General features: G+C 59.8%; 20 protein-coding genes and 1 tRNA gene. 12 read left to right on the forward strand and 9 right to left on the reverse strand.

Going from position 1 to position 21,664, the window contains the following annotated elements; genetic code table 11:
- Window positions 1-21 precede the first annotated feature (21 nt).
- The 12 genes from CSQ93_RS15380 to CSQ93_RS15425 all read left to right on the forward strand — a co-directional run bounded on the left by CSQ93_RS15380 (window position 22) and on the right by CSQ93_RS15425 (window position 9,560).
- Window positions 22-1,032, forward strand: a complete 1,011-nt coding sequence (locus CSQ93_RS15380; RefSeq protein WP_099378779.1) for a hypothetical protein — start codon at window positions 22-24, stop codon at window positions 1,030-1,032.
- A 135-nt stretch (window positions 1,033-1,167) separates the two neighbouring features.
- Window positions 1,168-1,461, forward strand: a complete 294-nt coding sequence (locus CSQ93_RS28875) for a hypothetical protein (protein ID WP_158301245.1) — start codon at window positions 1,168-1,170, stop codon at window positions 1,459-1,461.
- A gap of 2 nt (window positions 1,462-1,463) precedes the next feature.
- Window positions 1,464-2,192, forward strand: a complete 729-nt coding sequence (locus CSQ93_RS28880) for a hypothetical protein (protein WP_158301246.1) — start codon at window positions 1,464-1,466, stop codon at window positions 2,190-2,192.
- A gap of 217 nt (window positions 2,193-2,409) precedes the next feature.
- A complete protein-coding gene (locus CSQ93_RS15385) occupies window positions 2,410-3,240 on the forward strand; it encodes a hypothetical protein (RefSeq protein ID WP_099378780.1) in 831 nt (276 codons plus the stop codon).
- A complete protein-coding gene (locus CSQ93_RS15390; protein WP_099378781.1) occupies window positions 3,240-5,465 on the forward strand; it encodes a hypothetical protein in 2,226 nt (741 codons plus the stop codon). The genes CSQ93_RS15385 and CSQ93_RS15390 overlap by 1 nt, the downstream gene beginning before the upstream one ends.
- A 14-nt stretch (window positions 5,466-5,479) precedes the next feature.
- A complete protein-coding gene (locus CSQ93_RS15395; protein WP_099378782.1) occupies window positions 5,480-5,662 on the forward strand; it encodes a hypothetical protein in 183 nt (60 codons plus the stop codon).
- 87 nt (window positions 5,663-5,749) lie between these two features.
- Window positions 5,750-6,178, forward strand: coding sequence for a hypothetical protein (locus tag CSQ93_RS15400; protein WP_034785835.1), 429 nt, complete (start codon window positions 5,750-5,752; stop codon window positions 6,176-6,178).
- Window positions 6,179-6,192: 14 nt separating this feature from the next.
- On the forward strand, window positions 6,193-6,690 hold the full coding sequence (locus CSQ93_RS15405; protein WP_099378838.1) for a glycoside hydrolase family 19 protein: 498 nt from the start codon (window positions 6,193-6,195) through the stop codon (window positions 6,688-6,690).
- On the forward strand, window positions 6,687-7,037 hold the full coding sequence (locus CSQ93_RS15410) for a hypothetical protein (RefSeq protein ID WP_099378783.1): 351 nt from the start codon (window positions 6,687-6,689) through the stop codon (window positions 7,035-7,037). Before CSQ93_RS15405 ends, CSQ93_RS15410 begins: the two co-directional genes overlap by 4 nt.
- A complete protein-coding gene (locus CSQ93_RS15415; protein WP_158301247.1) occupies window positions 7,034-7,369 on the forward strand; it encodes a hypothetical protein in 336 nt (111 codons plus the stop codon). The genes CSQ93_RS15410 and CSQ93_RS15415 overlap by 4 nt, the downstream gene beginning before the upstream one ends.
- Window positions 7,370-7,452: 83 nt before the next feature.
- Window positions 7,453-7,575: a hypothetical protein gene (locus tag CSQ93_RS29670; RefSeq protein ID WP_267891658.1), complete on the forward strand. Its 123-nt coding sequence runs from the start codon at window positions 7,453-7,455 to the stop codon at window positions 7,573-7,575.
- 485 nt (window positions 7,576-8,060) lie between these two features.
- A complete protein-coding gene (locus CSQ93_RS15425; RefSeq protein WP_199534422.1) occupies window positions 8,061-9,560 on the forward strand; it encodes a nucleobase:cation symporter-2 family protein in 1,500 nt (499 codons plus the stop codon).
- 27 nt (window positions 9,561-9,587) lie between these two features.
- Here CSQ93_RS15425 and CSQ93_RS15430 read toward each other — a convergent pair whose 3' ends face one another.
- The 9 genes from CSQ93_RS15430 to CSQ93_RS15465 all read right to left on the reverse strand — a co-directional run bounded on the left by CSQ93_RS15430 (window position 9,588) and on the right by CSQ93_RS15465 (window position 21,603).
- Window positions 9,588-14,630 (reverse strand): diguanylate cyclase domain-containing protein, encoded by a 5,043-nt coding sequence (locus tag CSQ93_RS15430; RefSeq protein WP_158301249.1) that lies wholly within the window; start codon window positions 14,628-14,630, stop codon window positions 9,588-9,590.
- Between the two features lie 249 nt (window positions 14,631-14,879).
- Window positions 14,880-15,077: a phospholipase domain-containing protein gene (locus CSQ93_RS15435; protein WP_099378787.1), complete on the reverse strand. Its 198-nt coding sequence runs from the start codon at window positions 15,075-15,077 to the stop codon at window positions 14,880-14,882.
- A 380-nt stretch (window positions 15,078-15,457) separates the two neighbouring features.
- Window positions 15,458-16,573, reverse strand: coding sequence for a DUF3667 domain-containing protein (locus CSQ93_RS15445; RefSeq protein ID WP_099378788.1), 1,116 nt, complete (start codon window positions 16,571-16,573; stop codon window positions 15,458-15,460).
- Window positions 16,574-17,028: 455 nt separating this feature from the next.
- Window positions 17,029-17,382: a hypothetical protein gene (locus tag CSQ93_RS28885; protein WP_158301251.1), complete on the reverse strand. Its 354-nt coding sequence runs from the start codon at window positions 17,380-17,382 to the stop codon at window positions 17,029-17,031.
- Between the two features lie 3 nt (window positions 17,383-17,385).
- Window positions 17,386-17,592, reverse strand: coding sequence for a hypothetical protein (locus CSQ93_RS15450; RefSeq protein ID WP_099378789.1), 207 nt, complete (start codon window positions 17,590-17,592; stop codon window positions 17,386-17,388).
- An 869-nt stretch (window positions 17,593-18,461) separates the two neighbouring features.
- Window positions 18,462-18,548, reverse strand: a tRNA-Leu gene (locus CSQ93_RS15455).
- A gap of 83 nt (window positions 18,549-18,631) precedes the next feature.
- Window positions 18,632-20,908, reverse strand: coding sequence for a TonB-dependent receptor (locus CSQ93_RS15460; protein WP_099378840.1), 2,277 nt, complete (start codon window positions 20,906-20,908; stop codon window positions 18,632-18,634).
- 97 nt (window positions 20,909-21,005) lie between these two features.
- A complete protein-coding gene (locus CSQ93_RS28890; RefSeq protein ID WP_158301252.1) occupies window positions 21,006-21,317 on the reverse strand; it encodes a hypothetical protein in 312 nt (103 codons plus the stop codon).
- Between the two features lie 73 nt (window positions 21,318-21,390).
- Window positions 21,391-21,603, reverse strand: coding sequence for a hypothetical protein (locus CSQ93_RS15465; protein WP_010399127.1), 213 nt, complete (start codon window positions 21,601-21,603; stop codon window positions 21,391-21,393).
- Window positions 21,604-21,664 lie beyond the last annotated feature (61 nt).

A 21,664-nucleotide genomic window follows, 5' to 3' on the forward strand; every position in this document is an offset into this window, starting at 1 on the left:
GGGGAACGCGACAGGCTGATCATGAATACCGTACCGCGCTTCGCGCCAGCCAACGACCGCGTGCTGCTGCTGGCTGCCACGGCACAGGCGTTCAAGGTGGCGGCCACGACAATTGCCGCTCCTGCCAGCATCGATTTCACGGCAGGCCTGGTGAACATGCAGGGTCAGGTGGCTTTCACCGCCAGCAATGCCAGCGTGCTGACGCGCGTCGGCAACGTGGCCACGCTGGCGTATGCCGGTATGGTGGGCGACAGCGTGACGGTCACGGCCAGCATCGTGGCCGACGGCCTGACTTACACAGCCAGCCAGACGGTCAGCAAGATTTTCGACGGCGTGACGGGAAACTCGGCACGGATCTGCTACAGCAAGACCAGTTTGCTGTCACTGGCCAGCGCGCCAGCGACGCTCAGCACGCAGGGCGCAACATCCTATCCGCCGATTGATACCTGGGGCGCCGGCACGGTGTGGGAGGGTTCGCCGCCGCTGTTTGGCGCCGGCGAATCGCTGTACCGTTCGGACGGAGTTTTCAATCCGGCCAGCGGCACCACCAAGTGGTCGGCGCCGTATTTGAATGCGCTCAAGGTGGGGCAACTGAGCGCGATCAGTGCTGATCTTGGCAAGGTGACGGCAGGCGATATCTACAGCGCGACGCTGCATGGTGGCGCCGGGTATCCGACCAACAACTACAGCTGGCCCAGTAATGGAGGCAGCGGCTTTCATTTGAGTTCCCAAGGGTTGCTTATTGGAAATATCAATGTGCCAGGTGGCTTTTTTCAGCTGTCGAGTACGGGCTATTTTGAGATGCCTGGACTTACTGTGACGCCTGGAGGGGCGGAAGTTGCTCCAATTGCAAGGTTTTCAGGTGAGCTGGTAGCGGCCAAAGGGTCTTTTAGAGGCGAGTTGGTGGCTGCTACCGGAACCTTTGGTCTGATTCGCAGTGCAACGAGCGGCCAGCGGACTGAATACGACAGTAACGGTATCCGTATTTATAACGCAGCAGGCAATTTAATTGTTAGATTGGGAGTGTGGTGACATGCCCTGTGGATTGCAGCCATGGAATGCGGCGGATGGCCTGTGCACTGAAATGGGCGGCATTGACATACGGGTGCGCGAAGCATCTGGCGAATTGAACGGCACCGGGTTGTGCGTACGTTTTGGGAGGTGGTAATGGGTACTGGCTTGCAAGTATTCAACCCTGCGGGAGTAAAGACTTTTGACTCTGACGAGGCATATGGAGGCGTTTGTTTAGGTGGTTTCACTATTCCTGGTCAAGCAGCTACATATACTCTTCACTTTTATGCTTTTACTTCTGGGACTCCTTATGTCTTTAACCCTTTAGGGGGGGGTAAATGTATTGGGAATATGTATATGAGTTTTGACTACGCTGCTGGATACCTGCGTGTTAACTTCGGGCCTACTGAATATAACAGTACACGCTTTGTTTCTCTTTTTATGGTGTAACTATGCCAGTTGGACTTCAAATTGTTAACGCTAATGGTGAGTTCACTGTAAGCACTGATGCCAAGTTTCTTCACCTATTGGGCAAAGCTGTATACCAGAGTACAACTCAGGCTTCTGGTGATTCCAATAGTATAGTTGGCTGGCAAGGTGGTTATAGCACTTACCGTCTTTCGATTGGATATGATATAACTATCTATATGGCGATGGATTTGCCACTTGGATACATTGGTTCCATTACAGGAATGGATCGTATTGGCGTAGGTGAGTACATCATCACTGTATTCTGTACTTACGGCAATTCCCAAGTTCCTGTGGATATGTGGGCCTTTGGTTTCGCAGGAGTTCCTTCAGGTAATTGTGGTTTGCAATTATTCAATACGCAGCAACAATTGGTTGCGGATTTCGGCTACTCAAACCATTTATTCCCAAGGGCAAGGGTTAATGCTCAAAGTGTTGGAGTGGACCAAGCTATCCCTGCTTTGGCACGCCCTGCAATTATTGGCATGGTCAGCTATTATTGGGCGGATATCTATCCTAATAGTGGCAGTACTGGCTGGTTATACACCTATAACCAAATCATTGGATGTTGGGCAAGGTGGACACCTACATCTTTACGGGTTTCTCGTATAGTACGCAAAACCAGTCAGAAAAATGATTTCCCTACTGATGATTTTGCAAATACTGATACTCCGTCCTTTGGTTTCGTTATTGAGGCGGCTAATCTGCCGTAAACATTGCTTCCTTAGTACAGTGTCTTGTTGGGCAATACTTTAAAATTTCCGCTTGACACCTACTAAGGAGCTGGTACGCCTAAAATCGCAATGCTCTTTGTCATCACCACGGATATCCCGATTGGTGGTGGCAGTGTTGAAGTCCGTCTGACTCGCTCCGACTTCGACGAAAAAAGTCGCCTTATATCACTATTAACGTTAAGGATTATTAAGCAGAATGGTAAATCTACGAATAATTTCCGACAACGCCGGCGACCGCGCGGCGCTGACCGCATCGAGCCAGGCCGGCGCGCTGGGTCCGGCCAATCTGCAGCGGGAAGGCAAGCATGACGTGCTGCGCTCGCTTGGCCTGGCCTTGACCATTACCGCCACCTGGCCCACGCCCGAGATCATCGGCGGCGTGGCGCTGCCATTTTGCAACCTGACGCCGACGGCGACGATCCGCGTGCGCGGCTACGTCGAGCCTGGTGACGCCGTGTCCGATTTCGATACGGGCGCTGTACCGGCATGCGAGTACGCCAGGCTGGGCATGTGGAACTGGGGGGCGCTGCCGCTGGGGGTGAACGCCTTCAGCTATGGCGGCGGTACGTATGGCCGCAGCTGGTTTCAGATGCGCAGCGTCAAAAAACTGGTGATCGACCTGGCCGACCCGGATAACCCGGCCGGCTACATCGATGCCGCGCGTCTGGTGGCCGGCGCCTGGTGGAGTCCCGAGCATAACGCATCTTACGGAGCCAGCGTCACGCCGGCCGATACCAGCAACCAGTACCGCAATGGCGCTGGCGAGCAGAAAGTCGAGCGCGGCGCCTTGTACCGAAAACTGTCGATTTCACTCGACTACTTGACGCCGCTGGATCGGGCCGAGCTGTGGCGCATCGTGCGCGGTAATGGCCTGTCGCACCCGCTATTCGTCAGCCTGTTTCCGGACAACGACGACGTCGAGCTCGAGCAGACTCACCAGGTGTATGGGCGCCTGGCCAACCTGGCCGCCATCACCACGCCATCTTTCCAGGCATATGCCACTACCATTGAAGTCGAGGAGCTGTAATGACTGATGTTTTTAAATACGGCCAGCAAGACCTGATCTATCAGCTGAACCAGTTGGCCAAGGCGAAGGATATCGTCGATATCCCGCAGAATTCCGCGGCAGCGGCTGCGAGCGCTGCTGCCTCGGCGGCTGCAGCCGCTGCGGCAGCAGAATCGGATGGCACCGCGGCCATCGCTGCGTCAAAGGCTGCGGCCGCGCTCAAATCGCTCGATGCGCGCTATCTCGGCGCCAAGGCTCTGCCACCGGACGTTGACAATAATGGCGGTGCGCTGCTGGCCGGCGCGACCTATTGGGACACAGTGCTGAACGGCGGCTGCCTGCGTGTATTTCAGGCCGGTGCCTGGGTGACGATCCCCACCAATGTGGCCTCGCAAGTTGTAAGCACGCCGGTGGGCGGAATCGTTGCGACGAACGTACAGGCGGCACTGGCCGAGTTGGATACCAAAAAAGCGGTACGCGCGACGACGCTGGCTGGCTATGGCATTACGGACGCGCTGCCGAGCACATACGCTCCGGCCTGGTCAACCATTACTGGTCGGCCGCAGTTTGCGGCGGTTGCCATGTCAGGCAACAAGGGCGATGTTGGCCTGGGTAGCGTGGACAACACCAGTGATGTGAGCAAACCAGTAAGCATTCTCCAACAAGCTGCGCTTAACTTGAAAGCACCACTGGATAGTGCTGATCTTACTGGTACTCCACTTTCGACCAAACCCGAAAAGTTTAACAATTCTCGACGTATTGCCACGGTGGATTTCGTTAATAATGCAGGCTTGCATTATCAAGTTGGCCAAGGTATCGGCTTGGCCGCAGGTGCGAATGCATTCACAAAAGAACAACTTGGCCATTGGTTGCAATTCAACTCCCCAAATTCGACACTTGCCGTAGGGCCATCGACTTATGAATATATGGGCTCCTCGTTCACCGTAAGGGCGCCATTTGGAGGAACCGTAAATTTTGCGGCGCCTGGCGTAGTTCTCGCTAACAGCGCGAACTTGACGACCACATACGTGATGCGGCCAGGCGAAGTCACCACGTTCACGAGTAACGGCGTGTCCGGCTGGTATGTCACTGCAGACAGCATCGCTCCGTCCGTTCTAGATGCCACTTACGCGGCGATAAATGGGGATGCAGCGCAGGACTTTAAAGTGGCCAGCATAAACGGTTCGTTCCTCGGCGGCATGCAGAATCGCATCATCAACGGCGATATGCGTATTAATCAGCGTGGTGTACCTAATTCGGGAACATATCTCATTGGTTATGGTTTGGACCGTTGGAACTATGATGCATCCTATAATGGCAAGGCAGCTTATGGCCCTAACTTTTATAACGTGGCTACTCGCGCCCCCGGCTTTCCTAATTACCTTGGCTTGGGTGCTCAAGGAGCTTATAACGCTGCTGCTGGCGAAGCGTACCTGTTGCAGCAGGTAATTGAGGGTAATCATTTGGCGGACCTGCAATATGGCACAGCCAGTGCAAAAACTTGCACGTTGTCCGCTTGGGTTTACTCGAACATCGCTGGTTCACATTCGGGCGCTTTATACAACATTTTGGCAAACAAAAGCTATGTGTTCTCATTCCCCATTCCTGTAGCGAACACATGGACAAAAATCGTTGTTTCTATTCCCGGAGATACTGCAAGTGTAATGAATACAAACAACATGCAAGGTCTGCATCTGCGTTTTAACTTGGGTTCGGGTGCTAACTTCTTGCGTACAGTCACTGGCACTTGGATTGCAGGAAATATAACAGGTGTAACTGGTGCTGTAAACATGCTGGGGAATAATGGAAACTTCCTAATCACAGGTGTACAGTTTGAGGCCGGACAGGCAACACCATTCTCTCGACGCTCAATGGCAGAAGAAATGCAGTTGTGCCTGCGCTATTACTGCAATTCCTTCGCTGAAGGTGCCGATGTGACTGTGCTTGCTGTTGATGCTCTAGCTTTACTGGGATCAGCTGGTGAATCTGTTGACTCTTTGGAGAATAACGGGCGCCATACTATTAAATTCCCCGTACCTATGCGCTCACCTCCTACTATTAATATGCGTGGCTATGTGGCTGCACCGTATACATGGGCATGTCAAGGAACCGACGCGCAAGGTGGCATTACAGGATTTCAGGGAGCTATTGCCGAGGCTAACAATAAACGTATGAAATTGCGCTCTACTACAGCAGCACGACAGTTCAATATCCAAGGTAACTGGGAAGCCATCGCCGAAATTTAATATTAGGAGAACGCATGTACATCATCGCAGAAGAGGCAAACGTAATCATACGTGAATCGGACGGGGCAATCATACCGATGGATTTCCAGAACGTCGATTATATTAAATATACGGATTGGCTTGTGGACGGGGGCGTGCCGAAACTGGTTGAAGCCCCATTGCATGACGCAGTGCCTGCGGGCGAACGGACGATCTAAATTCCTTCATTTCCTGTGCCTCACCAACAAACCCGCCTCGGCGGGTTTTTTTATTTCCACACCTGAACCACCACCTGAAAGACAACCATGGCCCTCGAAACCACCGCCGCCGGCGGCGCTTTGATCAAACTGTTTGGCGTGCCCGTGCTGGCCGGCGCCGCCGCCACGTCGCTGGGCTTCATGTTCATGTGGCCCCAGTCGACCAAGGAAGCATTTATTCGTTTTTGTTCCAGCATCATCATTTCCACCTTTCTCGGTCCCGTGCTCGTGGCCGCCGTGCTGTCGTGGTGGCCCAGCCTGTTCGACAGCGCGAAGACGGTGGCCGGCCTGTATGGCGGCGACCCGGCCACGGGTTTCCTCTTCATCGCCGCGCCGCTGATGGTGGCGGCCGGCTTGCCCGCCTGGTGGGTGCTGGGCGCCTGCGTGCGCTGGTTCGACAAGCGGCGCGGCAAGGATATCGGCGAGCTGGCGGCCGATGCGGCCGCTGCCGTCAAGGACGTGCGGGGCATGCTGTGACAGGCGCGCAATTGATGCAGATCATGCCGCTGACCGGCCGCCGCGCTACGCTGTTCCTGGCGCCTTTGAATGCGGCGATGGCCGAGTTCGATATTGATACGCCGCTGCGCCAGGCGTCATTCCTGGCGCAGGTGGGCCACGAATCGGGACAGTTGCGCTATGTGCGCGAGCTGGCCAGCGGCGCGGCCTATGAAGGACGGGCGGACTTGGGGAATGTGATTGCCGGCGACGGCGTGCGCTTCAGGGGACGCGGCTTGCTGCAGGTGACGGGGCGCGCCAACTATGCCGCGTGCGGCGTGGCGCTGGGCCTGGACTTGCTGGCGGCACCGCAGTTGCTGGAGCAGGTAACTTTCGCGTGTCGCTCGGCGGGCTGGTTCTGGCAATCGCGCGGCTTGAACCGCCTGGCCGATGTGGGCGACCAGGAGCGCGTGACGCGCCGCATCAACGGTGGCGTAAACGGCCTGGCCGAACGTCTGGCCTTGTATGTCGTCGCGCGCAAGGTGCTGGCATGAAGCCGTCGTTGACCATTGTGGCCATGCTGTTGTTGCTGGGCGCGGCCGTGTTTTGCGCGCAGCGCTGGGGACGCGAAGCGGGCCGTGCCGCGTGCGCGGCCCAGGTGCTGCAGGTGCAGGGCGTGTTGCGGCGCCAGAACCAGGCGCTGAATGCCTTGCGGGAAGAGGGCGTGCGACGGTCGGCGCGGGCAAGGCAGGCGCTGGCCACAGCGCAGGCCGGGCAGGCAGACGCGCAAGCGGCTGCGGCGCGCATCCTGGCGTTGCAACCCGAAGGCGATGCGTGCCGCGCGGCCGAGGCGCTGATCGCCCGTGAAACGGCCGGAAGAGCCGCTGGCGGGACGCCATGAACGCGGCAATGACGAGTGTGGCGCCGCTGCTGTGGACCACGCTGTGGGCCTGGAACTATTGGCGTGCTTGCTTGCCGGCCTGTTTATGGGCTTGCCTGCTGATTTGCCTGCTGGGCGGCTGCGCGGCAGGCCGGCCGGCGCAGGAAGCGGCAGTAGAAAGGTTGCCCATTGCCGTGCCCTGCAAGGTTGCTCGTCCTTCGGCACCCGTCTTGCCAGCCGTGCCGCAGCACGGTATTTTTGCGCAGGCGCAAGCCTTGCTGGCGCGCGAGCAGTTGCGCGCGGCCTATGTGCGGCAGCTGGAAGCGCTCGTTGATGGCTGTGCCGGCAGCTAGCACAGGCCGGTAATTCAGCGATGTCGGCGCCTGCGCTGCGGCTTGTTTACGTGCGCCGCGCGCGATTTCCTGGCCGTGTGCGCTTGCTCAGCCGTGCCGCACACGAGATTTTTGCGCAGGCGCCAGCCGTGCTGGCGTGCGAGCAGCTGCGCGAGGCCTATGTGCTGCAGCTGGCAGCGCTCGTTGATGGCTGTACCTGCAGCTAGCACAGGCTGGTATTCGGCGACGTCGACGCCTGCGCTGCGGCTTGTTTGCTCCGCGCGCAATCCCTTGGCAGCGCGCGCCGGCTATCGTGCTTGGCTTGCGCTTGGCTTGGTCTCGGCCTGGCATCGGCCTGGTATTGCACAGGCTATTGTTACCTCGCGCCAGTCTCGGATGGGGCTTCCGCTGCCGCCGTCTGCTGCTGCCTTCTGGTGCAGCTGCGTGGTGCAGCGCGTCGTGGCGCGCCAGAAAACAGTGCACCACAGCGCGTTCAGCGCCTGACTTTCTTGGCCGCGATGATATTTCGGCACAATTTCTGTATACAATCATCGCTGGCACGATGCGTGCATGGCTTGTTGGAGTCATCCCATCCAAGGAGCTTCGCATGCCTCATCCGCCGCCACTGTGTTCCTGTCGTCCCGTTTCTCTCTTGCTTTTCCCTTTCACCTGCGCCCGTCCGGGCCGTGGTAACCCAGGAAATGGAGCGTAAATGGCCTCTCCCCGCTTGAAATCCATTCACCGCAGCGCTCCCGGCACCGTACCCGCTGCCCCGTCCCCTGTCGATGAAGTGCTGCCTGCCGGCAAGCTGTTCACCTTGGGCTTGCAGCACGTGCTCGTCATGTATGCGGGCGCCATCGCCGTGCCGCTGATCGTCGGCCGCGCCCTCAAGCTGCCGCCCGAGCAGGTGGCAGCATTGATCAGTGCCGACCTTTTCTGCTGCGGCCTCGTGACCCTGATCCAGTCCCTGGGCATAGGCAAGTACTTCGGCATCCGCCTGCCCGTCATGATGGGGGTGACCTTTGCCGCTGTCAGTCCCATGCTGGCCATGGCAAACAATCCGACCCTGGGCATCACCGGCATCTTTGGCGCCGTGATCGGCGCCGGCGTCGTTTCCATGCTGATCGCGCCCTTCATCAGCCGGCTGCTGGCCCTGTTTCCGCCCGTGGTCACGGGCAGCATCATTGCCGTGATCGGCGTGTCGCTGATGCGCGTGGGCGTGAACTGGGCCATGGGCGGGCCGCCTGCCATGGCGCAGATTGCCGATCCGGCCTTCCTCAAGATGGCCGCTGCCGCCACGGCGGCGGGCTTGCCGGCGCCGCCCGGCCCCGTGCCCCTGATCGCCAATCCAGGCTACGGCGCGCTGGATAACATGGGCATCGCCTTCTTCGTGCTGGCCATCATTTTGCTGGTGGCCAAGTATGGTCGCGGCTTCCTGTCGAATATTGCGGTATTGATCGGCATCATCGCCGGCACGGCCCTGTCGTTTGCACTGGGCAAGGCCGATTTCGCCAAGGTGGCCAGCGCCAAGGCCTTTGCCATCGTCACGCCGTTCCAGTTCGGCATGCCGACCTTCGACGTGGTTGCCATCGTCACCATGAGCCTGGTGATGATCGTCGTCATGATCGAGTCGCTGGGCATGTTTCTGGCGCTGGGAGAGATGACGGACAAGTGCATCACGCAGGCCGATATCAGCCGCGGCTTGCGCGTCGATGGCCTGGGCACCCTGATCGGCGGCCTCTTCAACACCTTCCCGTACACCTCGTTTTCGCAAAACGTGGGCCTCGTGGGCGTGACGGGCGTGCGCAGCCGATGGGTCTGTGTGGCGGCAGGCCTTATATTGCTCGTCATGGGCGTGATCCCGAAGATCGCGCAGACGGCCGAAGCCGTGCCGGCGTTCGTGCTGGGTGGGGCAGGGCTGGTGATGTTCGGCATGGTCGCCGCCACCGGCATCCGCATCCTGGCCGGCGTCGATTACAAGAGCAACCGCAACAACCTGTTTATCGTGGCCCTGTCGATCGGCTTCGGCATGCTGCCGCTGGTGGCGGAACAGTACGCGCAGCACATGCCCAAGGCCCTGTCACCGTTGCTGCACAGCGGCATCCTGCTGGCCGCCATCGTCGCCGTGCTGCTCAACCTGTTCTTCAATGGCCTGGCATCGCAGGAAAAGGCGCGGGAGCAGGCGCGCGAGAACACCCATGGCAGCGAGTGAGGCGCCGCCCGGTGCCATGAATGCGGGTTAGCCGGGCGGCAGAGTCCTCAGCACCACGCAATTGCGCCCCGCATCCTTGGCCTGGTACAGCGCGGCATCGGCCAGGCGCAACAGGGCGTCCGGATCGGCGGTACCCGGCGCCGACTGGACCGCGATGCCGACGCTGATCGTCACCTGCTGCACTTCCGTACTCGCGTGGACAATGCCCAGGTCTTCGATGGCGCGCCGCAGCGCTTCGCCGATCTGGCGCGCTTCGTCCGCGCCCGTGTTTGGCAGCACGATCGAAAATTCCTCTCCGCCGTAGCGTGCCGTCAGGTCGCCTGCGCGCCGCATGCCGGCCGCCAGCGCCTGCGCGACCTGGATCAGGCATGCGTCGCCGGCCTGGTGGCCGTGACGGTCGTTGAATAGCTTGAAGTAGTCGACGTCGAGCATGACGACGGCAAGCGGCTGGCCGACGCGCGTGGCACGCGCACATTCGGTGCGCAGCACGTCGTCGAAATGGCGCCGGTTCGACAGGCCAGTCAGGCCATCGGTGATGGACAGGGTCGCCAGCTTGCGGTTGGCGTCTTCCAGCTGCCCGGTGCGTTCGGCAACGCGCCTTTCGAGGGTGTCATGCAGCCTGGCGCTGGAAATCGAGATCATCGCCTGCGCGCCGAGCATGCGCAGGAACGCCACGCGTTCTTCCGTAAACGAGGCGTCGGCCAGCCGATTCTCGAAGTACAGGATGCCCTCGATCTGGCCGCCGTGCCGGATCGGCAGGCACATGACGGCGCGCGGCAGGTGCGACTGCACGTACGGGTCGGCGGCAAAGCGCGAGGCGCCCGCGATGCAGTCTTCGATCATCTCCGCGCCAGTGCGGATGACGTAGCGCAGCAGCGACAGGGGGAATTGCGGGTCGCTGGCGGCGTTCAGGTCGAGTTGGCGCGCTTGCAGGACGGTGATGCCATCGTCATCGATATTGGCTTCCAGCCGGTAGCTGCCTTCGGACAGCAGCAGCAGGCGCGCCACCTGCCCGCCGGCGTTTTCGCACACGATGGCAATGAGGCGTGTCAGCACGTTGCGCAGGCCGACTTCGTTCGACAGGATTTGTGCTGCCTTCAGCAGCGACACCAGGTCGAGCGCGGAACTGCCGTGCGTGTGGGAGACAGAGTGCCGCTGCGTGCCGCGGCCCTCCATCCTTGACAGCAGCGCAGCATGACGCTCCCGCAGCTGCGCCACCTTGCCGTCCGCGCCCCACTGGCCGTAATGCGCGATGGCGTCCCGGATGAAGACGGCGGCCACGCGCGGCTGTCCCTGGTCGCACCAGCATTCGCCGCACAGCTCATTGCCCAGCGCTTGCATGTTGACGTAGCCGGCCACGCCGGCCGCGTCGATCGCCTGCTGGTAAAGGCGCGTGGCCTGCTGCAGATCGTCCCGGTAGCGTGCCAGCTCGGCCATCACCAGCAGGTGCTTGGCGGCGCTATTGTCCGAGCCTTGGCTGGCCCATGCGGTGAGATTCGCCTGCAGCGTGCCTATCACGGTCAGCACGGCGCCCGCGTCGGGACGCCCAGGAGCGCGCCGCACCGCGCGGATCAGGATCAGCGCGGCGTAGAAGCTGCACTCGGCCACCTTGGCCTGGCCGCGCATGATCTGTGTGACCATGCCGAGCTGACCGGCCAGCGGTTCGGCGTCGGCGCCGTCGAACAGGTAGGCGTTGCGGATTTTCCCCTGCAAGAAGTAGGCGCGGTACAGCTGCGAGTCGCCATATTGTGCGAGGAAGCCTGCCTCGCTGAAGGTCGCATCGTCGTAGCTGTCATGACGGGGCAGGAGGCCCGTCAGGCACTTGATCGGCTGGATAGCGGCGGCGACACAGCAATCGGCCATCGCCTGCTGGCCGTTGGCGCGCATCAGCGCCAGGTCGTGCTCGATGTCGTGCATCAGGTGCGGCAGGTAGTCGCCGAGGATGATACGGTCGGTGGCGCGCACGGCCGCCACCACGCCGACCTGCACGAAGTCGGCGATTTCCAGCGCCCAGCCAAACGCTTCCTCGTACAGCGCGTCGGAGCTGCGCAGCGGCTGCGTCCAGTGGTTGCTGAGCGCGCCGAACATCAGGCCCGTGAGCGTGCGCGTCTGCAGGTTGGCACGGCGCCTGGCCAGCGCCATCGCCATCGCGCCGAAGTCGTAGCCGCGTGCGATGTCGCCGCTGTACAGCGCCAGCATCATCGCGTAGCCGACATAGGCGACGGCGCTGAAATCGCTGTTCCCCCGCTGCATGGACAGGCGTGTCATCGACACCACCATCAGCGCGCTGAGATCCTGCTGGCCGGCGTAGTAGCTGGCCATCCACAGTCCCTGCATCATCTGCATCGCGGCCACCGCGTCCGGTTCGCACATGTCGGCCGCCGCCAGCAAGGTGTCGGGCGCCTGCGCGCCAGGCTGCCGCCCGATGTCGGCGAGAATCTCGGCGAAGCGCGCCTTCATGTGCGCTACCTCATGCGGAATGTCGATGTCCAGCTGCGCCAGGCCGTCGCGCTGCACGGCGATGGCGTCGAGCAGGCGGCCCTGTAATTGATACTGGTGCGCCTGGATGGCTATGCAGCGTACCTGCAGCAAGGGGTTCATGGTACGGGCGCGCACCAGTGGGTAGATCGCCTCGGCGGCATCGAACTGGCCACACAGGTAGGCCGCTTCGGCGGCGCCGAGCTGCAGTTCGAGCCAGAGGCCGGCGTGGGCATTCCAGGCGTCCGCCGGCAGCAGGCCGAGACCGATTCGCATGTGCTCCAGGGTGGACTGGAACGCGGCGGAACGCCGTGCCTTGACGCCCGCCTGGAGATTGAGCGTTGCCAGCTGCACGCGCTCGCCCGCATCGTCGATCAGCGCGCGGCCGGCGTTGAGCTGCTCGACGATGTCAAACAGCGCCTCGTCCTGGCGTTCCGGCGGCGTATGCCGCAGCAGCAAGCGGCCGATGAGAAGATGGTTGGCCGCGCGCGCACCGGCATCGGCGACCAGGTAGGCGGCCTGCTGCACCCGGTCGTGCAGGAAGCGGTAACTGACGCCGCTGCTGCCGGCGGGGGTGTCGCCATTGACGTATTTATAGCGCTCGTCGAGCGGCTGGATCAGGCCCGCCCTGAGCGCGGGCCACAGGTCTTGCTGCGTTTGCCGGGGTGCGCGGTCTACTGCCAGCGCGAGCGTGTCGAGCGTGAAGCGGTTGCCGCTCGAGGCGGCCAGCTGCAGCAGGTGCTGCGTCACGCTGGGCAGGCGGCGGATTTTTTCCAGCAGCACCTCGACTACGTTGTCGGCGTATCCGGCCTGTTGTATCGCGGGCAGGTCCCAGTCCCAGCAATCGTCGGCGGGCCGGTAGCGCAGGTGGCCCGTCTCGTTGAGCGCAGCGAGGAACTGGTTGAGGAAAAAGGGATTGCCAGCCGTCTTGCGGTAGCAAATGCTGGTCAGTGGCGCGCAGTAAGGCGCCGCCACGCGCACGGTGGCCGAGACCATTTGCGCAACCTGCGGCTCGGTCAGTGCGTTCAGTACCAGCGTCGACAGGCGTACCTCACGGGCGATCAGCTTGTCGCGCAGCGCGATGAGCGGATGCGCGGGGCCCACTTCGTTGTCGCGGTATGCGCCGATGAACAGCATGCAGCTCTTGTCGCAGGAGACCATGAGCAGCTCGATCATCCTCAGCGTGGCAGCATCGGCCCATTGCAGGTCGTCGAGGAACAGCACCAGCGGATGCCCGGTGCAGGCGAAGACTTCGACGAAGCGGGGGAAGAGGCGGTCCAGGCGCCACTGAACCTGTGCCGGCGCCGACGCGGGCAGCGGCTCGGTGGGACCGACGATCAGGGCCAGCTGGGGAATCAGTTCGACAATCACGCCCACGCCGCTGCCCAGGGCCTCGTGCAGTTTTGCGGACCAGTGCCGCAGCGTTTCTTCCGGCTGGTCCAGCAACTGGCGCACCAGCCCCTGGAAGGCCTGGATCAGCGAGGCATACGGCACATCGCGCTGGAGCTGGTCAAATTTGCCCGACAGGAAGCGGCCGCGCCGGGCGATGATGGGCTTTTGCACTTCGTTGACGACCGCCGACTTGCCGATGCCCGAATGGCCGGCCACCAGCAGCATCTCGCAGGTGCCGGCGGCACTGCGTTCAAACGCCGCCAGCAGCACGGCGATGGCATCCTCGCGCCCGTGCAGCGTCTGTGGCACGAGGAAGCGGCCGTTGTGGTCGGACAGTTTGAGCGCCTGCGCCGGCTTTTTTGCGCGGCACGCTTCGAGGTCGCTGCGCAAGCCTTGCAGGCTCTGGTAGCGCTGATCGGCATTTTTTTCCAGCAGCCGCTGGATGATCGGCAGCAGCTGGCCGGGCAAGTCTGCCAGCGCCGGGTGCGACCAGTCGGGACTACGCGCAATGTGGCAATGCACGAGTTCCATCTCGTCGCCCGCCTCGAACGGCGTGTGGCCGGTCAGCAATTCGTACAAGGTGGCGCCGAGCGCATAGAAATCGGCGCGCCAATCAACGCGCCGGTTCATGCGCCCGGTCTGTTCCGGCGCCATGTAGCGCAGCGTGCCTTCCAGGGTCTGGAGATGGGCGATGCCGTGGCTTTCGTAGGGCAGTTCACAGGCGATGCCGAAATCGATCAGCTGCAGCAGGCGCTGCTCGTCATTCCACACCAGATTGGATGGATTGATGTCCTTGTGGATCACGCCGTGATGATGGACCTCGTCCAGCGCTGCGCACAGTTGCAGCGCGATGTCGAAAAAATCGTCCAGCGCCAGTGCGGGCTGCGACGGCGTCCTGCGCGCCGCCACCTGCGCGCGCAATAGCTGGTCGAGCGCCAGGCCGCCGGTATCTTCCTGGATCATCGTCCAGTGCCCGCCGTGCAGCTGCAGCGCCAGCGGATGCGCCACGCCAGGATGGCGGCAGCGGCGCGCGATCGCATACTCGCGCTTGAATTGTGCCAGTTGCTGAAAGGAGGGGAACTGCTGATTCGGCATCTTGACGATCAGCGCCGTGCCATCGGCAGTCCGGGCGCGGTAAACCCGCGAGCGGGTGCCGCTGTGCAGCTGTTTGATGATCTCGTGGTCGAAAAGGGAGCGCATGGGCTGGGCTTGGCGGTACACAGACGGTTGCGGGAGCCCTGGGGCGCACATTTCGGAGCATTAGTTGATTGTAAGTATTATATCAGTAGGGAGTCGCGGGGGAGGGAGCGGGGCGATGGGCGCTGTTGTAAAAACGTCAGCGGGGGGGGGCAGGCGAGTGCGGGAAGGGCGCGAGATGACAGCAGGGAGCTGCGGCGCATCGGGTGGACCGTGTGCCGCAGCCTTATCAAGTCAGGAGCAGTTTTTGAGTTATGCACGTCCCAGGGTTGGGTCGCTTACGGAATCCTTGCCATTCTCGATTCGCCCTGCGACGCGGCGCCGGAAAGTCTTCTGAGTATTGCAGGTGACCGAGAAGTCATACCAGTTGCCGCTGTCGGCCAACGACCAGTGAAAGGATCCCACCTCACCGGCGGCTACCTCGATGGTCCAGCCCTCCATGCATATCATTGCTGCGTCCTGCCTGGAAGTTTATTCGTCCTGTAATCGATAATATTGATTAAAAGCAGCTTTTCAGCATTGAAATCATCTTATCCCTGGACCCGGACAAGCTGCGCCAGGTCATGCGCGAAAGCAAGGGGCCGGGCAACGTTCGCAAGCTGTTCATGTGTGCGCCGAATGGCAAGAGGGATGGTATCCAGACCCCCGCCACACCTGTCTTCTATACAGCAGGGCTCTTTGGACTCAAATTTGCGTGATGGTCGAAGGCGCATGAGGACTGATGGTTTTAGCCTATGTCTTGGTGTCTGTACTCCAAGCATCATTTATCTTCACACTCTTGCATCATTACCGGGTATTGCGACCTCAGGACATGGCCCGACCTTGTGACGCTAGTGCATGCTCTTCATCAACACCAGCACGAGGAACACGCCAAGCACGAGGTTGGCCGCCAGCAGCAACATGCAAGTGCGCCACAGCGCGCCCCATTTGCCCAGGTTGTAGGTGCCGCGTAGCTGCAGAAACATGTGCAGGGGCGGCGCCAGGCACACCAGCAATGCGATCAGCCAGCCCTGGTTGAGCATCGCTAGCGGTATCAGCACGGTAAACAGCAAGGACATGAAGCACAGCGAGTACAGCACGAAGACCGCATGGTCGTACATGGCCACGCCTGGCTTCCAGAAAAACATCAGCCACATGAAGGGCAGCGAGATCGGGATCAGCAGGAACGAGAACTTGTAGGCCGTGTTCTTGAACTTGTAAAACGCCAGCTCGGGATTCTCTGCGGCGTGATGAAAGCTTTTTTCCAGCTCCGGAAACATGGCGTTGGGATTGGGCGGGCTGGACGCGATCCTGGCGGCAGTCTTGTCGAACCAACCGGGCTCTGTCAGCTCAAGTGCTTCTTCACCGGTCGCTTTTTCGGGCGACACGACGTGCAGCAGGCGTTGCTCGGCTTCGTGGTGCAGCTTGCGCGAAACGGCCAGCGCCTTCTCGACACCAGCGACGCCGATATCGGCCTTGCGGGCCTCCTCCAGCGCCAGCTCATTGCGCTCGACCTTGAGCTTGGCGGACGCGGCGTGTTTTGTCAGCGAGGCGATATTGGCGTCGCGGGTGAGAAGCTTGCCGCCGCCGAACGAGGTGGCGAAGAAGGTCAGGAACACCATGAACAGGAACAGCGCGAGCGGCGAAACATAGTTCTTGCGCTGACCGTCGATGTAGCGGCGCGTCAGACGGCCAGGAAAGGCCACCAGCAGCGGGATCGTCTTCCAGCCCTTGGCGTCGAAGTGCAGGATGCCGTGCACGACTTCTTCGGCCAGGTGCAGCAACGAATGGTGGACGTGGGCCGATTGGCCGCAGGCCTGGCAAAACGCGCCGCCCAGCGGTGCCTGGCAGTTGGCGCAGTTCGCAACGTGCGCGGCACTGGCCGGCTGCGGCGTTTTATCGTCCTCAACCTTGCTGGCCGGCATACCTGCCATCGCCAGGGCGCCGACCGCTTTCAGCTCACTCATCGTGCAACTCCCACCAGGAAAATGGCTGATTGTGCAACAAGGCGCCTGTATGTTCAAGTAATACTGGCAAAAACGGCAATCGGTACGCTGCCGGACAGTGCCGCAGCGGCACCGCCAAGGCCATCGAGCATGCCTTCAAGCGCTGGCCGGGGCTGCAGCCCGAGCGAGGGGCAGGTCCGACAATCGCTGGCCTTGATCGGACAAAGGCGAAGAGGGGGCACGCGATTTGACGCACTTTGAGCGGCTTTTCGTGTGCTTAGTTCCACGTGCTGTGAATGATGACTTTCATGCCATGAGCCACTCTATGTCATGGCACATGCGCCACCAATTTATAGTGGCCACTATATTGATCCGACCTGTAAATGCCGGCTGTAATTGTAGAGAGCTGCTGGATTTTTAATGCAGATATTTTTTTGGTGGCCGCCACATAAAAACGCAGCCACCGCATCATTGAACTAAACGGTTACGGTAGTGTTGCAGCCGATATAAATCCATGCATTATTAGTCGCGTTCACACCCAACAAAGCTGCGGAGTAACCAGTACCCCAGTTTTGCCCCGAATTCCAGGAGCCGGCGGCTGAGTTGGTTATCTCTGTCGCACTTAACCATGCTCCCGGATTACTTGGCGGATTGCCACTGTATATGGCAACGGCAAGTCTTACCATGCCTGGAAAGTTTTCTGACCAGTTAATGTACGCCTTGCCTTGATATTCGTGAAGAGTAATGCTGAAGCCGGCTGAAATGCCAGCTGACACAGGATTTATGTTACTTGCTTCTACCTGTTTTAAATCGAAAGATTGGTCGCTCATTTTTTATGCCTCTAATGTTAAATTGATTGGATATGAAATAAATATCATAAGGCCTATGCTGCATGGCCGATCAGAAAACATATTAAAAACATCTGCATCTGCATCTGCATCTGCATCTACATCTACATCTACATCTACATCTACATCTACATCTACATCTACATCTACATTTGCATTTACATCTACATATGAAAATGAAGAAAAATTCAAAAGAGACCGCAATGTAATATTTTATGTTTAATGTTGGCTAATAGCTGATGAAATATTTCATGGGAGTTGCTATCGATTTTGTACTTGCTCTATGAAATTTTTTTTTGGATGAATGAATTATTGATTCATGTTATCAGTATAAAATCTATGAAATTACACACATTTACACAAATAAGAAAATATTTTTAATTAAGTACGGAGGCCGGAATCAAAGATTTTTGCATGCCCTGAAAGACCTACCGTGAGCCACTCTAAATTGTTGGAACTCTTGCATCTATCCTCTATCGAAAACCGTCACGATGATGGCATCCTTGGGGCGTTAGGATGCATGGCATGAACACTAGGATCTACGTAAACAATCTCGCCTCAAGGAAGTTGCGTACCAGGTTGATCATCCACTTATCTCATCGCAGAATGGGAGCGAGGTGAAACACGCCGGGCGGCGGCGGGCAGACGGCTCGACCACGGCGCTATACCAATTGCATAATTGGCTAGCGGTGTATTCGCCAAGGCATGGGGCCACGGGTACCGGTCGAATGCGTCGCCGCAGCTTTTCCCGACGACGATGCCACTGTCGGCGCCGCGTCGGACTTCGGTCTCGCGTTCCAACGCCCAGGCCTCGGCCTCGGTACTGAATGTTTTACATTCCCGTCTGCGGAGGATGGCGACTACTGCCCGCCAACCGCCAACCCGTTTCCTGAATGAAGCCATGCATCCCGCTCGTTGAGGCGTAATCAGGCGCAAATTTGGCGTAATCGCTGCTGGTTTTTGTCGGGTTTAATATGGGGTAACAGGAATCTCGGGACGTAAAAAAAGCCATTAATCCCTGGGGTTTAATGGCTTTTTTGATGTTTCTGAATTCTGTGCGCTGGTGCCCGGAGCCGGAATCGAACCGGCACGCCCTTACAGGCGGGAGATTTTAAGTCTCCAGTGTCTACCAGTTTCACCATCCGGGCAGCGCGGCGAGATTCTAGCACAGGTGATGCGCATCACGCCATCCTGCGCCTGAGCCGTGCAGTCCGGTTTTATCTACCCGCCCTCAAAACGTCGCCTTGAACTGCACCCCATACGTGCGTGGTTCGTTGATGATGCCTGTCAGGTTATCAAAATCGATGGCGCCCAGCGACTGGATCTGGTTGGTGATGTTGCGACCGTACGCGGAGAGTTCATAGCGATCCCATTTGTAGCCGACGCGCAAGCCGCCTTCCAGCAGTTCCTTGGCCTTGTATTCCTTCGCTTCGTACAGGAAGAAGTTGTAGCTGGTGCGATAGGCCCAGTCCGTGTAGGCGTAGAACTCGCCATTGGCGAGGGGAATGCTGTATTTCAGGGTGAAGTTGGTTTGCCATTCCGGCGCGCGCGGCAGCGGGTTGCCGTCGATGTAGGCCGTGCCCTTGAAAGGGCCCAGCGGATCGGTGACGGTGCAGCCGCTGGCCGGGTTGTTTTGCGCGTTGCCGCAGCTTTGCACGAACAGCTTCTTGTCCTGGATTTCCGTGTGGTTGTAGCTGCCGCCCAGGGTCATGCTGAGCGAATCGCTGAGGTTAGCCTGGAAATCGAGTTCCACGCCACGGCCCGTGGCCTTGTCGGCGTTGATCAGCTGGTTCATGTTGACCGCGCCGCTGCCGGCCGTCAGTTGCTTGTCCTTGACGCGGTACTGGAACACGGCCACGCTCAGGCGCGCGCGCTTGTCGAACAAGTCCTGCTTGATGCCGGCCTCGACGGACAGCGCTTTCTCGGCGCCCGCAAACGAGGGGCGGTCGGCCAGGCCGTTCAGGCGGCCCTGCATCGACGGTGCGCGGTAGCCGGTGGCGATGCGCGCGTAGGCGTTCGTTTCCGGCGTCAGCACATAGGTGCCGCTCAAGTCCCAGCTGATGTTGTGCGAGGTGTCGTTCAGGTTGAAGGGGCCGGCCGTGGTCGCTTCCACGCGCTTGGCCGAGAAGTCCTTCTTGTCCGTCGTGTAGCGCAGGCCGGCGCGCAGTTTCAGCGCGTCCGAGACCGTGTAGTTGAGCGAGCCGAAGGCCGCGTACGACTTCGAGCTCTGGTTTTGCGTAGCGTAGGCGCTGTTTTGCGGATTGCCGGGCGCCAGGCTGTCAAAGCTGATGCTGTCGATCTGGATATCTTCCTTGAAGTAGAACAGGCCGGCTATCCATTGCAGCGGGCCGCGGGCAGATGATTCGGCGCGGAATTCCTGCGAAATCTGCTTGTGGTTGGGAATCACGTCGGCCGTTTCCACGACGAAGGGGATGAAGCCCGGGCCCATCGGTGGCGCATAGACGGCGCCATAGCCGCCGTCGACGTCGGCGCGGCTGAAGAAATCGAGTTTTTCGTAGCCGGTGATCGAATGCAGGGTGACGCCGGGCAAGTCCCATTTCAGGCGCATGCTGCCGCCCTTGGTTTTCAGGTGCTGGCGGTTGATGCCGTCGGTCGGGTAGTTATCGTAATCAAAGCCGTCGACCAGGTCATTCGTGCCCTGTTTCAGGATGTTGGCACGGAACAAGGTGGCCGTGCCGTCGAGGTTGCGCGCATGCACGTTGAACAGGGCGCTGAAGTCGCGCGTGGGCTTGACCAGTACCTGCAGGCGGGCGGCGCTGTCTTCATAGCCTTCGAAGTCGCGCGTGCCGGTCGGGCGCGGGTTGTGCACGCGGTCGTCGCGGCGCTGCGTCTGGCCGGAAAAGCGCAGGGCGACCGTGTCGCTGACGGGCACGTTGAAGGCGCCTTCCAGGTTCTTCATGCCATCCTTGCCGAAGCCGCCGCTCAGGTAGCCTTCCGTCTTGAAGACGGGTTTGGCGGAATCGAACTTGATCACGCCGGCCGGCGAGTTACGGCCGAACAAGGTGCCTTGCGGGCCGCGCAGCACCTCGACCTGATCGACGTCAAACACGGGAAAACCTTTCAGCATGGCGTTTTCCTGCACCACGTCGTCCATCACCAGGCCCACGGGCTGCGAGGCGTTCAGGTCGAAGTCGGTATTGCCCAGGCCGCGAATGTAGAAGCGGGGAAAGGTGCGGCCGTAATCCGATTCGACGGAGACGCTGGGCGAGCGGCTGTTGAGGAAGCGGATATCGGCGCCGCCGGCCGTCAGGGTGTCGAGCTTGTCGCCTTTCAGGGTGGCGATCGACATGGGCACGTCCTTGATGTTTTCCGCGCGCCGCTGCGCCGTCACGATCACCGTTTCCAGCTGGCCGGGACCAGCCTGCGCCGCCGGAGCGGCAGGCGCCGGGACGCTGTCCTGTGCCTGCGCCATCGCCTGCAGGGGAAAGGCGGCAGTGATTGCCAGGGTAATCAGGGTGTGGCGTACGGTGCTGGCATGCGGTGTCATCATGAAACGGCTCCTGTCGGTCAAGGTTGTTCGTAAGGTCCAGGCAGGCGCAAGTCCGCTAGACGAAAAATCATGCTAGCACGGAAAGTTTTGGTATTCATGCCATTTTCCAGTGACAACTATTCATATCCATTTCGACTGAATACGCGAATAAAATCGTATTTGTCGTCAATATCGGGCGGGTGCATAGTGGGATGCCGCCAGGCTTGTGCCAGTAGAAAGGACACCGAGATTGCCAGGCGCACTCCCTGCGGAGGCACAAAATCAGGGCTGATGCGGTGATGCCAATCGTGTCCGGATGTGGGAAATACAACAGGGGAGTGCTGCCTTTTTTCGCGAGTGCCTTGTTGCCGGAATGCGACAAGGTTTCCTGGCTGGCATGCTGCGCTGAGCCAGTATTACCTTTCATGCATCGCCACCTATATTCGCAGCAGCGGGCGCCTGGCGGCTTGTGTCAGGCAGCCGCACATTGAGCGGACAGGTCAAATGGGGAACGCACCCGCGCCCGATACATTCAGGCAGGCGACCTTGTCGCTGGAAAAATACTTGATTTGTCCCAGGCCGATGGCGTAGCAGCCGTCGCTGAGCGGGGAAATGGGGCCGGTGAGTTTTTCACCACTGATCAGGGTCACTACCCAGGGCGTGGTGGCCGGTTTGCCCGCGTGGGCCAGTGCGTGTTGTACCAAGTCTGACATGCTGCCTCCGATGAAAATCAAAGCTTGATGATAGCAGTGCTGGAGCAGCCTATCCTTGTGT

Origin of the sequence: Janthinobacterium sp. BJB426, from assembly GCF_002735705.1 — a bacterium.
Taxonomy (GTDB): Bacteria; Pseudomonadota; Gammaproteobacteria; order Burkholderiales; family Burkholderiaceae_D; genus Janthinobacterium.

Bases quoted from the DNA above. Each gene is read 5' to 3' on its own strand.
- CSQ93_RS15465 (WP_010399127.1), bottom strand. From the start codon at position 21,603: ATGTCAGACTTGGTACAACACGCACTGGCCCACGCGGGCAAACCGGCC.
- CSQ93_RS28880 (WP_158301246.1), top strand. From the start codon at position 1,464: ATGCCAGTTGGACTTCAAATTGTTAACGCTAATGGTGAGTTCACTGTA.
- CSQ93_RS15415 (WP_158301247.1), top strand. From the start codon at position 7,034: ATGAACGCGGCAATGACGAGTGTGGCGCCGCTGCTGTGGACCACGCTG.
- CSQ93_RS15405 (WP_099378838.1), top strand. From the start codon at position 6,193: ATGCAGATCATGCCGCTGACCGGCCGCCGCGCTACGCTGTTCCTGGCG.
- CSQ93_RS15385 (WP_099378780.1), top strand. From the start codon at position 2,410: ATGGTAAATCTACGAATAATTTCCGACAACGCCGGCGACCGCGCGGCG.
- CSQ93_RS15430 (WP_158301249.1), bottom strand. From the start codon at position 14,630: ATGCGCTCCCTTTTCGACCACGAGATCATCAAACAGCTGCACAGCGGC.
- CSQ93_RS15435 (WP_099378787.1), bottom strand. From the start codon at position 15,077: ATGATATGCATGGAGGGCTGGACCATCGAGGTAGCCGCCGGTGAGGTG.
- CSQ93_RS15400 (WP_034785835.1), top strand. From the start codon at position 5,750: ATGGCCCTCGAAACCACCGCCGCCGGCGGCGCTTTGATCAAACTGTTT.
- CSQ93_RS15395 (WP_099378782.1), top strand. From the start codon at position 5,480: ATGTACATCATCGCAGAAGAGGCAAACGTAATCATACGTGAATCGGAC.
- CSQ93_RS15410 (WP_099378783.1), top strand. From the start codon at position 6,687: ATGAAGCCGTCGTTGACCATTGTGGCCATGCTGTTGTTGCTGGGCGCG.
- CSQ93_RS28890 (WP_158301252.1), bottom strand. From the start codon at position 21,317: ATGAAAGGTAATACTGGCTCAGCGCAGCATGCCAGCCAGGAAACCTTG.
- CSQ93_RS28875 (WP_158301245.1), top strand. From the start codon at position 1,168: ATGGGTACTGGCTTGCAAGTATTCAACCCTGCGGGAGTAAAGACTTTT.
- CSQ93_RS15390 (WP_099378781.1), top strand. From the start codon at position 3,240: ATGACTGATGTTTTTAAATACGGCCAGCAAGACCTGATCTATCAGCTG.
- CSQ93_RS15460 (WP_099378840.1), bottom strand. From the start codon at position 20,908: ATGACACCGCATGCCAGCACCGTACGCCACACCCTGATTACCCTGGCA.
- CSQ93_RS15445 (WP_099378788.1), bottom strand. From the start codon at position 16,573: ATGAGTGAGCTGAAAGCGGTCGGCGCCCTGGCGATGGCAGGTATGCCG.
- CSQ93_RS15380 (WP_099378779.1), top strand. From the start codon at position 22: ATGAATACCGTACCGCGCTTCGCGCCAGCCAACGACCGCGTGCTGCTG.
- CSQ93_RS15425 (WP_199534422.1), top strand. From the start codon at position 8,061: ATGGCCTCTCCCCGCTTGAAATCCATTCACCGCAGCGCTCCCGGCACC.
- CSQ93_RS28885 (WP_158301251.1), bottom strand. From the start codon at position 17,382: ATGAGCGACCAATCTTTCGATTTAAAACAGGTAGAAGCAAGTAACATA.